12 protein-coding genes are annotated in these 16,147 nt (G+C 36.1%); 4 read left to right on the top strand and 8 right to left on the bottom strand.

Annotated features, from left to right (window positions below; translation table 11 throughout):
• Positions 1 to 173 precede the first annotated feature (173 nt).
• Positions 174 to 1,754, top strand: coding sequence for a glucose-6-phosphate isomerase (locus tag WMO42_RS08885; RefSeq protein ID WP_055176822.1), 1,581 nt, complete (start codon positions 174 to 176; stop codon positions 1,752 to 1,754).
• Positions 1,755 to 2,657: 903 nt separating this feature from the next.
• Here the strand turns inward: WMO42_RS08885 and WMO42_RS08880 are convergent.
• Positions 2,658 to 3,350 (bottom strand): 5'-methylthioadenosine/adenosylhomocysteine nucleosidase, encoded by a 693-nt coding sequence (locus WMO42_RS08880; protein WP_055306916.1) that lies wholly within the window; start codon positions 3,348 to 3,350, stop codon positions 2,658 to 2,660.
• A gap of 680 nt (positions 3,351 to 4,030) precedes the next feature.
• Between WMO42_RS08880 and WMO42_RS08875 the strand changes: the two genes are divergently transcribed.
• The 3 genes from WMO42_RS08875 (at position 4,031) to WMO42_RS08865 (ending at position 6,256) form a co-directional block, all read left to right on the top strand.
• Entirely contained in the window at positions 4,031 to 4,276 is a 246-nt protein-coding gene (locus WMO42_RS08875; protein WP_022501252.1) for a TIGR03905 family TSCPD domain-containing protein, read from the top strand.
• A gap of 3 nt (positions 4,277 to 4,279) precedes the next feature.
• The gene (locus WMO42_RS08870; RefSeq protein ID WP_318255912.1) at positions 4,280 to 5,083 is read left to right on the top strand and encodes a radical SAM/SPASM domain-containing protein; all 804 of its coding nucleotides are present in this window, start codon (positions 4,280 to 4,282) and stop codon (positions 5,081 to 5,083) included.
• A 108-nt stretch (positions 5,084 to 5,191) separates the two neighbouring features.
• Positions 5,192 to 6,256 carry an undecaprenyldiphospho-muramoylpentapeptide beta-N-acetylglucosaminyltransferase gene (locus tag WMO42_RS08865; protein WP_022501254.1) on the top strand — a complete coding sequence of 355 codons (1,065 nt, stop codon included), beginning with the start codon at positions 5,192 to 5,194 and terminating at the stop codon, positions 6,254 to 6,256.
• A 223-nt stretch (positions 6,257 to 6,479) separates the two neighbouring features.
• On the opposite strand, the gene WMO42_RS08860 is transcribed toward WMO42_RS08865, so the two are convergent.
• The 7 genes from WMO42_RS08860 to WMO42_RS08830 form a co-directional block, all read right to left on the bottom strand.
• Positions 6,480 to 7,298 (bottom strand): M23 family metallopeptidase, encoded by an 819-nt coding sequence (locus tag WMO42_RS08860; RefSeq protein WP_022501255.1) that lies wholly within the window; start codon positions 7,296 to 7,298, stop codon positions 6,480 to 6,482.
• 107 nt (positions 7,299 to 7,405) lie between these two features.
• A complete protein-coding gene (locus WMO42_RS08855; protein WP_349192070.1) occupies positions 7,406 to 8,380 on the bottom strand; it encodes a SpoIID/LytB domain-containing protein in 975 nt (324 codons plus the stop codon).
• A 76-nt stretch (positions 8,381 to 8,456) separates the two neighbouring features.
• Positions 8,457 to 10,931, bottom strand: coding sequence for a glycogen/starch/alpha-glucan phosphorylase (locus WMO42_RS08850; RefSeq protein WP_022501257.1), 2,475 nt, complete (start codon positions 10,929 to 10,931; stop codon positions 8,457 to 8,459).
• A gap of 233 nt (positions 10,932 to 11,164) precedes the next feature.
• Positions 11,165 to 12,469 carry a GHKL domain-containing protein gene (locus WMO42_RS08845; protein ID WP_090140960.1) on the bottom strand — a complete coding sequence of 435 codons (1,305 nt, stop codon included), beginning with the start codon at positions 12,467 to 12,469 and terminating at the stop codon, positions 11,165 to 11,167.
• A gap of 58 nt (positions 12,470 to 12,527) precedes the next feature.
• Positions 12,528 to 13,244, bottom strand: a complete 717-nt coding sequence (locus WMO42_RS08840; protein ID WP_090140959.1) for a LytTR family transcriptional regulator DNA-binding domain-containing protein — start codon at positions 13,242 to 13,244, stop codon at positions 12,528 to 12,530.
• A gap of 273 nt (positions 13,245 to 13,517) precedes the next feature.
• Positions 13,518 to 14,891 (bottom strand): hypothetical protein, encoded by a 1,374-nt coding sequence (locus WMO42_RS08835; RefSeq protein ID WP_349192067.1) that lies wholly within the window; start codon positions 14,889 to 14,891, stop codon positions 13,518 to 13,520.
• Positions 14,892 to 15,131: 240 nt separating this feature from the next.
• On the bottom strand, positions 15,132 to 16,073 hold the full coding sequence (locus WMO42_RS08830) for an ATP-binding cassette domain-containing protein (RefSeq protein WP_055176808.1): 942 nt from the start codon (positions 16,071 to 16,073) through the stop codon (positions 15,132 to 15,134).
• Positions 16,074 to 16,147 lie beyond the last annotated feature (74 nt).

Raw genomic sequence — 16,147 nt, 5'->3', positions numbered from 1 at the left:
TTTTGTGCGACAATATATCAATATAATGCCTTAATGGATAACATTTTAAATGTTATTTCGATATATTCTGGCATTATATCTTTTAATGTTGCAACTTATTATAGGTAATTGCGAATGGTCTTAGCAGTTTTCGCAATTACCTACAACTCAATTATACTAGGAGGAGATATTTTATGATTAATTGGAACAATCTTGACACACTTGAAGCTTTTAAGGAATTAAAGGAAACTCCGCTTGTTGACCTTAATAAGGTTATGTCGGGCGAAGCTGGTGCTGAACGTGTTAAGACATATAATATTCCTATGGCTGAGGGACTTAACTACAACTTCGCAGCTAAGAAAGTAGATGATACAACTCTTAAGGCACTTGAAAAGCTTGCTACAGAAGCTGAACTTTCAAACAAATTTGCTGCTCTTTACAATGGCGAAGTTGTTAATACCGGCGAGAACAGACTTGTACTCCACCATATGACACGCGGACAGCTCGGTGAAGCTGTTAATGCTGACGGCGTAGACAAGCGTACATTCTATACAACACAACAGAAGCGTATCGCTGAATTTGCTGACAAGGTACATAATGGTGCTATTACTAATGGTGCTGGCGAGAAGTTCACAACTGTTGTTCAGATTGGTATCGGTGGAAGTGATTTAGGTCCTCGTGCTATGTATATTGCTCTTGAGAACTGGGCTAAAAAAAATAATTCATTTAAAATGGAAGCTCATTTTATAAGTAATGTAGATCCAGATGATGCATCTGCTGTACTTACTTCTATTGATGTTACACACTCATTATTCATTCTTGTATCTAAGTCTGGAACAACTCTTGAGACGTTAACTAATGAATCATTTGTTAAAAATGCTCTTAAGGAAGCTGGTCTTGACCCTGCAAAGCATATGATTGCAGTAACAAGCGAGACCTCACCTCTTGCCAAAAGTGATGATTATTTAGATGCATTTTATATGGACGATTACATCGGAGGACGTTTCTCTTCAACATCTTCTGTAGGCGGTGCTGTATTATCATTGGCATTTGGTCCTGATGTATTCGCGGATTTCCTTGAAGGTGCTTCTGCGGAAGACAAGCTTGCATTAAACAAAGACGTTCTTAAGAACCCAGCAATGCTTGATGCACTTATCGGCGTATATGAACGTAATGTACTTGGATATGAATGTACTGCTGTACTTCCATACTCACAGGGCTTAAGCCGTTTCCCCGCACATTTACAGCAGCTTGATATGGAGTCTAATGGTAAGTCCGTCAACAGATTTAATGAACCGGTTAATTACCCTACAGGTCCAGTAATATTCGGTGAACCAGGAACTAACGGACAACATTCTTTCTATCAGCTCCTTCATCAGGGAACTAATATCGTTCCTTTACAGTTCATTGGATTTAAGAACAGCCAGCTTGAAAATGATGTTACTATTCAGGACAGCACAAGCCAGCAAAAGTTATGTGCTAATGTAGCGGCTCAGATTGTTGCATTTGCGTGTGGAAAAGATGACAATAACCCTAATAAGACTTTCAAAGGTGGAAGACCTTCAAGCATTATAACTGGAGATAAGCTTACTCCTAAGTCTTTAGGTGCTTTACTTTCTCATTTTGAGAATAAGGTTATGTTCCAGGGATTTTTATGGAATATCAACAGCTTCGATCAGGAAGGCGTACAGCTTGGAAAGGTGCTTGCTAAGAGAGTGCTGGCACACGATACTGATGGGGCATTGAAGGTTTATAGTCAGATGCTTGGGATTTAGGCGGTTGCGCGCTATCAGGGCATTATAAAGATGATATGATATAAATTTCTGTAATATTGGATTTATGATTATATAATTATGGCTTATAACGGACGGAATTAAGGCAGACAGCTGGATGGTTGTGTGGCTGGACTGGCGGGGAGCTCGTTACTTAAGTTATAAGACAATTGGATACTACTAAGCCTTTCCCGATAGGCAAAGAGAACGGACGCACCGCTCCAAATTCGCCATCGTGGCTCAGTTGTCGCTTGCCCAGACCTCGTGTCTGGGCATTGCTGTTTGGTGAGGGGAAAGGCTAAGTTGTATCTCAATTGTACTTATAATACTTGCGTAACAAGCCCCCGCCAGCCCGCGCTGACACAACCGTCCAGCCGTCTGCCTTAATTCCTGCATTGTGAAGGAATATACAGTACACCTCTACAGCTAACTTCACGAACTACAGGTCCCACTGATTTGTACAGCTTTCCAACCACTACATCTTGACAGCCACACTCCTATCTCCCTTCCCAGCCATATTTCTGCCCTATTATCCGCAACCCCGGTAGTGTGTGCCCCTGCCATCGCAACCCGACAGGGGTGCGGGTAGGGGCTGTGGTGGTGCGTGTGAGGACTGACATTATAAGATAATTGCTGATATTTCTTAGTCATTCCCTCCACCATACAGCAATGCCCAGACACGAGGTCTGGGCAAGCGACAACTGAGCCACGATGGCGAATTTGGAGCGGTGCGTCCGGCACCACAACTCCACCGGGAATGACTTAGTAATATCCAATTATCTTATAGCAGTCTCACACGCACCACCACAGCCCCTAGCCACAGCCCGTCCGTTTGTCACAACCATTTGCCACAACCGCACTCCGCGTCCGACATAATAAATCAGCAGAAATTATATCTGTCTATATCTATATCTGTCCCACCAATTCCTTAATCAGCTTAACCGAATTCTCAATCGCCTGCTTCTCAAATGTAGGATAATCCATAGTTGCACTATCATCAGCCTTATCTGAGATTGCTCTTAATATAACAAATGGAACTTTATTAAGATATGCTGCCTGTGCAATTGCTGCACCTTCCATCTCTGTGCAGTATCCATCAAAATTAGCTGATATTCTTTCTTTAACAGCCTTGTCTGATATGAACTGGTCACCGCTTACAACCCTGCCAATATGTGTACCTATCTCTGGAAGAACCTTAGCACAAGCCTCTTTGGCAACATCTATAAGGTGCTTGTCTGCTTCAAAAGACAATACGTCCATTCTTGGAATCTGTCCTAAAGGATATCCAAATCCTGAAGCATCCATATCGTGATGTAATACATCACTTGATATAACAATATCTGCAATATTAATCTCTGCCTTAAGTGAACCTGCAATTCCTGTATTAATAACATAATCAACGCCGAAATCATCTACAAGTATCTGTGTACATACTGCCGCATTTACCTTGCCGATACCGCTTCTTACAACAACAACATCTTTGCCATTAAGCTTTCCAGCCTTAAATGACATACAAGCCTTATCTTCCTGTCTTTCAATTTCCATAGCTTCAACTATCTTAGCTACTTCTTCGTCCATAGCTCCAATAATACCTATCATAATAATCCTCATTTCTGCGCACATTTTTCGCATACTGGTTTGTGTATGGTACGCACAGACACAAATCCACTGTGTGAAAATCTGTTTTCCACACTAATCTCCTGTTATTACTTTATTAGTTAATTATTCACAGTTAAAATGCGTTTTACTTATTGTACCAATTAATTGGCAATATCACAATGTTTGTGTCAGGCTTTATTTTTAAATATTAATCACTATAACATCATAAACGAAAATCATTTGATTTACTCTGATTTTCACCTGAATATTGAATTAATTACATCTTACATAATACAACTCTTTAAAAATTATGATATAATATGACTACTTCGTAGTCACTTAGAAGTTTCTTCAAAACTTCGGATGCGTTGAAAAACAACGCAGGGCATATGATATAATATGACTACTTCGTAGTCACTTAGATGTTTCTTCGAAACTTCAGATGCGCTGAAAAACTGCGCAAAAACTATGATATAATATGACTACTTCGTAGTCACTTAGAAGTTTCTTCGAAACTTCGGATGCGTTGAAAAACAACGCAGGGCATATGATATAATATGACTACTTCGTAGTCACTTAGATGTTTCTTCGAAACTTCGGATGCGTTGAACGCACACAATGCATTTCCGTCTATATAACATTTTTGTACTAACTGACTGTGCGTAGAAATGAGGATAATTATGAAATATACTACAAGAGGCGTATGTTCACGTTCTATTGAATTCGATGTAGTCGATAATAAGGTTACTGGCGTTAAGTTTGAGGGTGGCTGTTCTGGTAATACCCAGGGTGTTGCCGCACTTGTTGAGGGCATGGACGTTAACGAAGCTATCAAACGTATGGAAGGAATTAAATGCGGCTTTAAGCCAACATCCTGTCCTGACCAGCTTGCAACTGCACTCAAGCAATATATTGCCAATAAGTAATTTATGGGAAATATTAAACGCTTCAAACGAATATATATAGAAATAACAAGTTCCTGTAATCTGAAATGCTCTTTCTGTCAGGAAACCAAACGCCCGGCACATTTTATGCCGATTGAAGATTTCGGACATATACTTGATGAAATACGTCCGTATACGAATTATATATATCTTCACGTCAAGGGTGAGCCACTGCTTCACCCACAGCTTGCCGACATACTTTCCCTGTGCAGGGATTGTGGCATAACGGTCAACCTCACTACCAATGGAACGCTTATAAGACAAAGACTTGATACTTTGATTAAATATCCAGTACACCAGATTAATGTATCTATGCACAGTGCCGATGACAACGACTGCATAGATATGGATACTTATATTAATGATTTGTTCTATTCCTGTGAGACACTTCTTGATAAGACTGATACAGAGATTTCGTTAAGATTATGGAACACGAAAAATGAGCCATTTTTATTTGGTGAGCGAAACTGCACTATCAAACGTCATCTTTATGTCAATGTGCAAAGTCCATTTGAATGGCCTGAACTTAACGGAAGTTATTATAACGAACGCGGCTTCTGTCAGGGAATACGCACACATATTGCCATATTAAGTGATGGAACAGTTGTACCCTGCTGTCTTGACGGCAACGGCGTTATGGCTCTTGGCAATATACTTGATACTCCGCTTTCTGATATACTTGAAAGCGATAAAAGCAAGGCATTTGTTCAGGGATTCAATGACAAATATGCAGTTGAACCGCTATGCAGGCATTGCAGTTTCAAGGAAAGGTTTTCACACAAAATATAATAACACCGCGTGAATTCTGACACTCACTAATGCAACAGTAAATTACTGCTATAAAATTTTAAAATTTACCATAAACAATAATTATAATTAAGAAAATGAGGATTGGCTATGAAAAAGATTATATTAACAGGTGGTGGTACAGCCGGCCACGTAACACCTAATATAGCATTACTTCCCAGCCTTAAGGAAGCTGGCTACGAAGTATTCTATATTGGTTCATACACTGGAATCGAAAAGACATTAATAGAAAATCTGGATATTCCCTACTATGGAATATCTTCAGGTAAATTAAGACGTTATAAGAGCTTTAAAAATCTTACTGACCCATTCAGGGTTATAAAGGGATATTTTCAGGCACGCAGGCTTATGAGAAGAATTAAGCCTGATATCATATTCTCAAAGGGCGGCTTCGTATCTGTTCCAGTTGTACTTGCAGCTGGACACAAGCACATTCCTGTTATCATACACGAATCAGATATGACACCAGGACTTGCCAACAGAATAGCTATTAAAAAGGCTACAAAGGTATGCTGTAATTTTCCTGAAACTATCAAGTACCTTCCTGCTGACAAGGCTGTTCTTACAGGCTCTCCTATCCGTCAGGAGCTTTTACAGGGTAATAAGCTTGCCGGACTTAAGCTTTGCAATTTCACAAGTGGCAAACCAATAATTATGGTTGTCGGCGGAAGTACTGGTGCTGTTCACGTTAATGAAGCGGTAAGAAAAGTTCTTCCTGAACTTCTTAAAGATTATCAGGTTGTTCACCTTTGTGGAAAAGGCAAGACTGATAACTCACTTAACAACATTGAAGGCTATGTACAATTTGAATATATAAGTGAGGAAATGCGCGATTTATTTGCAATAAGCGATATCGTAATATCAAGAGCTGGTGCTAACGCTATATGTGAATTATTAGCCCTTAAAAAGCCTAACCTCTTAATTCCACTTTCAGCTAACGCAAGCCGTGGCGACCAGATTCTTAATGCAAAATCATTTCAGGAGCATGGTTATTCAAGTGTATTATTTGAGGAAGACCTTACACCAGAAAGCTTATTAAAAGCTGTTAATGAACTCTATACTAACAGACAGACATATATCAACGCTATGTCAGAAAGCAAGGAAAGCCACGCTATTCCTATAATAATGAACTTAATTAATTCTACTGCCAGATAAAAAGAATATGCAAAATACATTCTCGTGTCAGGTGCGGTTGTTTGCGACAAACTACATCTTCGCACGGGTGTGCATTACCGGCACATATTGCTTTTTATCTAACAGGGAATTATATTGGATTTTCCTATTACATAAAATATATATAAAGCACCCACTGTAAGCCGTATATAAATAATATATGATTTGAAACTATTGTAAGAAATTAAGTGGGTGCTTATTTTATCTATTCCACAAAATATGTGTCTGGGTTTATTGGTTCTCCATATTGTGTAAGTTTGAAATACACTCCAGGACCCTCTTCTATATAGTATGCACTTGGGCTTGCCACTGTACCAATCAGCTGTCCGGCTACAACCTTATCCCCTTTTTTCAAATTAACATTTTCTATAAGACCAGTTGTTGTTTCATAACCATTTCCAATTGATACTGTAACTGTTGTTCCTGTTTCTGAAAGATTAGCCACATCTGTTACAATTCCCGATGCCGCCGCTGCAACATTAGTTCCTACCTCGGATTGTATAATAATTGCCGGATTACATTTGTACATTCCAAGACTCTTAAAGAAAATGGTCTCGTCCATATTATAGTCGAGTACAATCTGACCAAGCACTGGCCACGCAAGCTTGTTGCTCTCATCAAATGCAAAATTCTTCATTGCCTCAGCCATAACTTCTTCTGATGATAAAGTCGGTGGAACTGTCGGCTCAGTTTCCTTATCTGCATCGTCAGTGCCAGCTTTATGTGTGTTATAGGTATTATCTGCTTTATTACTGATATTATCTGTATCCACCGCCATACTTGCACCAGCATTAGCTTCCTGTAATTCATCATCGATATTCCCCAGCACATCGTCCGTCACATCTTCTGTCTTTATTGCAACATCTTCCTGAGTTTCATTAAGATTAACAATGTTATTCTCATTATTTCTATTGGAATTAACGCTTCTTACCACCGAAATTACTCCTATAATAAGTGTTGCAATAATTCCTAATGATATAACGATTGAAACTATCTTTGTCTTACTGGCTGTGTTCTTATCCATATTAACCTCCATTCCTACCCATAAAGGGCATAAAGTCCGGTGCTGTAGGTAAAACCTACAGTTATCAAAACCTTTCTATGTTAATATGCTTTCCATAATCCTGCGTATTATTCACTTATTATATTTATTTTATTATAAAATGTTTCTATAATATCTTCATAAGATGAGCCAGCCTTTGCCATACAATCTGCCGTATATACGCTGACACCAAAGCCTTCTCCAACACCGATTGTCGTTATCTTAACGCCAGTCTGCATATATTCAATACTAAAATTGGGCGAATTAATACCAAGTACATATGCAAATTCACTTCCCGACATAACAACATTCCCTATCTGAAGCTTTAACACATAACCAGCTTCATTCTTGGATACAATCTGAATTTGCTGTGCCAGATTATTTTTATCAAGATTAATGCTGTCGTATTTTTTCTCAAATGAATTAACAAAATCTTTATTGCTTATAGTCTTAACAACAAGATAGTCCTGTGCATTTTTATCATTATTACACTCCACTGCTGAAAGATAAGCATACTCATCACCTAGTATTGAAGCCCCTGAAAGCGTGCTTCCAGATGTTATATATGTATATCTTGCCTCAATATACTTATCGTTATACCTGATTGCAAGTCCACTTGTCGCAGCCGTGCAGTCCTTAACAAGATTATAATTATCCTCGTAATCCTTCCCCCATTTGCTTTTCATCTGCTGTGTCGTCATATATTCCATTCCAAGCTCACTGCTGTCTATAATCATTTGCTCACCCATAAGCCTGTATACATCTGTCCTTATCATAATGCTTTCTGCTTTAAGAACTTCTACTTCACTGCTCATATAAAGCCTTTTGGCAAGCACCATTGCTACGAATCTGTCAACGCTTACCTCCTGCGTGGCATTTCTGTATTTTACAATCACTTTTCTTCCATCGCTGTAATCTTCATTCACAGGCGTGTACACAACTCCTGTAACATTCAGTGTAACAATAGTCGGTATAAGCAGATATATGGCGATAAATACAATTACCGCCACGCATTTTTTATTTCTATAACTATATGAATTGCTTAAAAAAATTCTATCCAACATTCAGCACTCCTTTATGTCTGCACTTATATGGCGCATATTAAAGAGTATGAATTATGGATAGAATTTATTCTTGTTATTACTGTACTTTAACCGGTGTCTTAGTAAGCTTCCAGATTTCTGTAGCGTACTCTTCTATAGTTCTGTCCGATGAGAACTTACCAGCCTTGAACGAATTAATCATAACTGTCTTAGCCCAGCTCTTCTCATCTCTATATCTTTCATCAATCTTCTTCTGTGCATCTGCATAAGAACAGAAATCTTTAAGGATAAAGTAAGTATCTGCCCTTCTGCCTTCCTGTGTATTAAGAAGTGAATTGTAAATATCTCTGAACATCTCTGGGTCTTCCTTAGAATACTTACCATTGATAAGTTCCATAAGAACTTCTCTTATATCCTGATCATTGTTGAAGATTTCCATTGGGTCATATCCGCCCTCATTCTCATAACGTATAACTTCGTCTGAGCTAAGTCCGAATATAACTGCATTGTCTGCTCCAACTTCCTGTACTATCTCTACGTTAGCACCGTCCATTGTTCCAAGTGTCATAGCACCGTTAAGCATAAACTTCATATTACCTGTACCAGAAGCTTCCTTAGAAGCTGTTGAAATCTGCTCTGATACATCTGCTGCTGCAAATATAATCTCAGCATTAGATACTCTGTAGTTCTCTATGAATACAACCTTAATCTTGCCATTGATAGACTCATCATTATTGATTACTTCTGCTACATTATTGATAAGCTTGATTGTCTGCTTCGCAATCTTGTAACCTGCTGCTGCCTTTGCACCAAATATAAATGTTCTTGGCACAATATCCATATCTGGATTCTTCTTAATCTCATTGTAAAGATACATTATGTGAAGAATATTAAGAAGCTGTCTCTTATATTCGTGAAGTCTCTTTACCTGAACATCAAATATTGAATCCGGATTAACATCTATTCCATTATGCTCCTTAATGTACTTAGCAAGTCTTACTTTATTCTTATGCTTAATCTGCATAAATTCCTGTCTTGCTTTTTCATCATTAACATATACTAAAAGCTTCTCTAACTGCTTAAGGTCTGTTATCCAGCCGTCACCAATCTTGTCTGTAATCCAGTCTGCAAGAAGTGGATTAGCGTGAAGAAGGAATCTTCTCTGTGTAATACCATTAGTCTTGTTGTTGAACTTCTCTGGCATCATCTCATAGAAGTCCTTAAGCTCCTGCTTTTCTAAGATTTCTGTGTGAAGCTTTGCAACACCATTAACTGAGTAGCCTGCACATATAGCAAGATGTGCCATCTTAACCTGCCCGTCATAGATAACAGCCATCTTTCTAACCTTTTCCTGATCTCCAGGATATTTAGCTTTAATCTCTTCTACAAATCTTCTATTAATCTCTTCTACTATCTGATAAATTCTAGGAAGAAGTCTTGAGAATAATTCGATAGGCCATTTTTCAAGTGCTTCTGCCATAATAGTATGGTTAGTATATGCAACTGTCTTAGTTGTGATATCCCATGCCTCATCCCATTCAAGACCATTTTCATCCATAAGAATTCTCATAAGCTCTGCAACTGCAACTGTTGGATGTGTATCATTAAGCTGGAATGTAACTTTCTCATAGAGCTTTCTTACATCACCGTTGTGCATACTCTTATATCTGTCAACAGCTCTCTGTACTGATGCTGATACGAAGAAATACTGCTGCTTAAGTCTTAATTCCTTACCAGCATAGTGGTTATCATTAGGGTAAAGAACTTCTACGATATTCTTAGCAAGGTTCTCCTCCTCAATAGCCTTCTGGTAATCACCTTTATCAAATGAGCTTAAGTTAAATGTATTAACTGGCTCTGCATCCCATATTCTAAGTGAATTAACTGTGTTATTGCCATATCCAATAACAGGAAGGTCGTATGGAACGGCTATAACTGAACGGTAATCTTCCTGAACGAATATATCACGTCCTGATGCTTCATCTCTGTAAGAACGTACATATCCACCAAACTTTACTTCATACTTGTATTCAGAACGCTTAATCTCAAATGGATTGCCATCCTTTAACCAGTTATCTGGAACTTCTACCTGATATCCGTCCTTAATCTCCTGCTTAAACATTCCGTACTTATATCTTATACCACAGCCGTATGCTGGATATTCAAGTGTAGCTAAAGAATCAAGAAAACATGCTGCAAGTCTTCCAAGACCACCATTACCAAGTGCCGCATCAGGTTCCTGATCTTCGATAACATTGATATCAAGACCTAATTCTTCAAGAGCTTCTTTTATCTCATTGTACTTAGTAAGATTAATCATATTATTGCCAAGTGCACGACCCATAAGGAATTCCATTGACATATAATATACAACCTTAGGATCTTCCTTATCATATGTCTTATGAGTTGCTATCCACTTATCTATTATAAGATCTTTAACTGCATATGCCACTGATTGGAACACCTGCTGTTTGTCAGCTTCATCTATGTTCTTTCTATACAAAGACTTACAATTGCTTACGACCTTCTTCTTAAATTCTTCTTTGCTAAAAGATACTGCTGTGTCTGTCATACTGTATTCTCCTCCTTATATATAGATATACCCAATCTGTATACCTTTTATTACCAAATTAAGAGTTAATTAATCATCAACTCCGCTTTCCAACTGCATCTCCAGCCAGAAATACTATATAAACAAATTATACACGATTACCACACCTATTGCAATTTAATAAACTTATTTTAGTGTAAATACAACATAAAATTGTTAAAAAAAAAACATACTTTTCACGAAAATCATCTTTATTACAACATAAGCAATACCCTGCACTGAACTATATCAACTCCCAACTGTATATATTCTATTGTTCCGTTATTCTTCTTAACAAGCTCACTTACATTCCTAATACCATATCCGTGATAGCTGTTATCTTTTTTGGTTGTGTTCATTTCCGGATTGTTTTTTAACACATTTTCTTCTGTAGTATTACTTATTTTTATTACCATCGCCTGTTCATCTGAATATATGTCCACACTTATTCTTTTATTGACTGCTTTTAATGCTGCCTCTATTGCATTATCCAGCAAATTCTCCAGAATAATATGTATATCATAGTCGGATACACCTTTAAGTTCTCCACATACCATACACTTTATTGATAATCCATTATTGTTGCAATACTCTATCTTTCTGTTGAGAATATGATTGATAATTGCATTTTCTGAATATATATTATCCTGCCTATACAGCTTTCCTTCTTTCTGAAATTCACTCAGATAATTGACCGCTCTCTCTTGTTGCCCATTTTCTATAAGATATTGTGTCATATCTATAACTTTTGTAATTTCATGGCGCACTTTTTTAGTTTCAAGATACACTTTATTAATCTCATCAACATTTTGCTTCTGATGCTCCAACATCTCCATCTGAATAGCATTTTCCGCCTGTTTCTGACATATATTTTGTTCCATCATTAACAATATAATTGTTATAATATTTATAGCCACAAGTCCTATTATAACAACCGATGTATATACAATATTATTACCATTATCAGCATCAATGCTTAAAACTCCCGCACATACCATAATAGTAATAATAGGTATAGACAATGTAAGTATAATGTACCTGTCTTTCAAAAAGCTTCTTGTTCTTTCTTCCATTTTAACTATAATCAATAAAAATGACATTAATACAATCTGATTGACAAATGCCGCAATATAATAATCTATATTTCTAGTCTTTATAAGCTCCATAAAATCCTTGGATAAAACCAGTCCCACAATATTCCCCGCAATAACTGATGAGAAAGCCAGAACAAATACAAGCATAATATTATATACAAGTTTCTTTATAAAAGTACCTCCAAGCATCATATAACTAAAAAACAATGATAACCCCAGATATATTAAAATTCCGACACCTTCAAAATCTGTAAAATATCCCTGTAACATAAGATATAAAAATGTATACACTGTTCCCGTTATGTATACATCCTTTTTTTCTCTATCAGTTCCAAGACATTTTTGCAAATACCAGGTAACCATAAATCCCTGAAATATATTTAAAATAATCTCTATAATTACATCGTATACTCCCCAACCAGACATATTCTCTCACTCCTATATCTTTGCTCCATATAACTTTACATAATATCGTAATAATCCCTTACAATAATCTTTTATTAAGCCATTGTTGTTTTACCTTAGTAACATTTTCCCTCCCAATAGGATACATTTCTCCATTGTCCATAATCAAATTCGCTTCTTTTATGTTTTTTATATACCTTGAATTTACTACTATTCCCCTTCTCACCTGAATAAAGCCATTCTCTTCAAGTTCCTCTATATGCTTTACCATCTGATCTCTAATTGTAATATCCTTATTATTTTTAAGAACAATACGAAGCTGATGATTAAATACCTCAACCGAATATATATCATTAGCATTTAATTCCACTCTCTTAGTATTGTTGTTAAATGTTATTGTTCTGTACTCTTCACCAAGATATAATTTAATCTCATCCATAACCATTTTAAGGTCTTCACTGGCATATTTTTTTCTTATAAACCCCAAAGGTCTGCATACAAAACTCTTAGTGACATAATGGTCGTGATTGGACATATATATAATTGCAATGTTTTTATTTTGTCTGCACAATATCCTTGCTACATCAAACCCAATACTTTTATTTTCAAGTTCAATGTCCATAAATACTATATCTAATTCATTAGCAATATGAGCATTTACAAGTTCTTCTCCTGTATTAAAAAGATTATATATTATCTCATCGTTATAACCACTTTTAATAAATGCTTCATTTATTTTTTCTTTCATATAACTCATATTTTCATTATCGTCATCACATATTGCTAATCTTATCATATGCTTATCTCTCCATATAAAAATATTACTGTTTAAAACAATCACCCCTCAATATGAATTGCTTCAAACAGTAATATTTTATCATTATTATTCAAGATAATAAAGATATGCGTATTCCAAATCTATATCGTTATTTACCTATTCTATCTATTATCTACACATTATATTCATAAAATCTTCCATAGAAATTCTTTCATCCGCACTTGTTGATTACCTTTGACTATATTTCTTTGCTATTATTCAATATAATACTATATTCCCCTTTTATATAACTTATTCTGGTGTAACTGGTTCCAGCGTTATATTTCCACTACCAATCTGCGATTTATCCAAAATCGCTGAAACATTAACATCCACGAAACCTTTTTTATTTTTAAATACTTCGTCTTCTAATTTTATTCTAAGATTTTGTTCTTCTTCTGATAATTCCAAGCCTTTTATATCGTGTGTGGAAAATCCTATCAGCAGACACCGCTCGTCTCCTCCATAAAATTCAGCACTAATATTTCCTGATACCTTTTCATCCGTATTATTTAATATTACTGTATCCTTTATATTACCATCAGTATCTAATATATAAATATAATTATCATATTTTTTAAATTGCTCATCAAGAGGCTTTCCACTCAAAGCCATCAGATTAACACCCTTATATATATAGATATAGTTTCCATCATAATTCTTTAAATGTACATAACCATAGTCTTTTTCGTGCTGTAATTCCTGTACATACAAATCTTTGATATCTCCTGTACTTATATTAAGCTTTTTAACCATATAATTATCTTTATCAACACAAGTAAAATATAAGTTGCCATCCTTATCAAAATACGTTTCACTATTCCAATTTATAATCGTTGATGATATTTCAGGGTACTTTTCATTCATATCACACAGTCTACTCACCTTGTCTGTAGAGATATCTATCTGTTCTATATAATATAAGCTTTTATCGGCAGATACTCCACTTAACCAATTCACATATATCTTATCCTCTATTGGATATAACGATACTCTTTCATAATAATTATATTCACTCACATACTCTTTAACAACATATGCCTGTTCATCTGAATTCAAGGAAACTGCACATATAAACAATGAATTATCTCCTGATAATTCATAATACAGCTTACCATTAGTTATACAGGCGTTCTTACTATTTTTATTAACGGACAATCCATTTATTGATAAGGTCTTCTCTTCCTTCTTATCTCTCATCGTCTTATCATAAGAAACAAGTATATCTTTTTCCTCAGTTTTCTCAATCATATATAATCTTTCATTATGATACCATATCTTGCTTCCTACACAGATATTCTGTGATATATATGCCTCACATTCATCTGTTCTATGGTCGCAATCAACCTTAGAACATAATGGTATCGTCATATCTTTAATCATATCATAATAATATATATACATATTACTATTATTAATAACTGGTGCACCGTCTATGTAATAATATCCAGTCTCCGATGCAGCTGCGGAACCCGCCATATAATACTGCGGTGCATTATCGTCATAAGTATATGAAGAATACCTGTAATCATCAGTTACTGTTGATTGATTAGATTGCTTATCACCACAGGCAGATATTCCCAACATTGTCACTACCGTGATTATTATTAATATTATTTTTTTCATAGCCGATACACCTCTTTCTAATATGCTAAATCAATATAATACCTGTCACATTATGTTTATACTGTTCTTACTAATTTCAGTATATCTATCCAAGCGAACATTTCAATACCATTGGCGTGAACTGTCATTTTTTGGCGTGAATTGTACCTCATCTCACCTATTTATATAAAAACGTGGAAAAAAATTGTAATCATACAACCTTCTTCCACGCTTATTACTATTGATTATATTTTCTATTTATCATTCAAAATAATAAAGATATACATCCTCTAAATCTATATCATTGTCCACCCTTACAGCCTCCTCTGGAAGCTCATCTCCGACAAGCCTTAATACCATACCGTTCTTTCTCTGCCTGATATTTCCTATATGGTACTTTCCCTGCAAATCAGCTACATCTGAAAGAGTGCAGACAACTTCACCAACCTTGCCCTGCATATTCTCTATAAGCTGTGAAGGTGTTCCTGTTGCAATTATCTCACCATCCTTTAACAAAAGCACTTTATCCGCTATACACTCAATATCACTTACAACGTGAGTTGCGAATAATATAATCTTATCTCTGGATAATTCAGCAATATAATTACGGATACCTATTCTTTCCTTAGGGTCAAGACCTGCTGTCGGTTCATCAAGTATAAGTATCTTTGGGTCACCCAGCAATGCCTGTGCAAGAAGTACACGCTGTTTCATACCACCAGAGAAACCACCTATCTTCTTATACGCAACTGATGTAAGATTGACCACTTCAAGCAATTCATCTATCTGCTGATTAACCTTTTTAATAGTCACATTTCCAGCTTCATCAACAGACTTTACACTCTTAACACCTTTTATCTCTGCCATATACTTAAGAAATGCCTTAGGCGAAAACTCCTCATAAAAGCCCTGTTGCTGTGGCATATATCCTACAACCCCACGAAACTTTGCCCCAAGCTTTAATATGTCAACAAGCTCCCTAGATACTGTATTATCTGCACTATCTTCACCATCACTATACATTATGCTTCCGCCATTCTTATCACGGCTGACATTATCTGTTATCAGATTAATCATCGTACTTTTGCCTGCACCGTTAGCACCAAGTATTCCATATACTCCCGGCGTAAATGTATAATTTATCCCTTTCAAAGCTTTGACATTTCCATATGTTTTCTTTAAATCTGTAATCTTAAGTTCCATAATAACCCTCATTTCTGCGCACATTTACTCACGCCAGACAGCTTTTATTCAATGGATATTCTGTCTATATAATA

Origin of the sequence: Lachnospira sp. CLA-JM-H23, from assembly GCF_040096425.1 — a bacterium.
Lineage (GTDB): Bacteria > Bacillota > Clostridia > Lachnospirales > Lachnospiraceae > Lachnospira > Lachnospira rogosae.
This window is presented reverse-complemented; position numbering and strand designations above follow the sequence as displayed.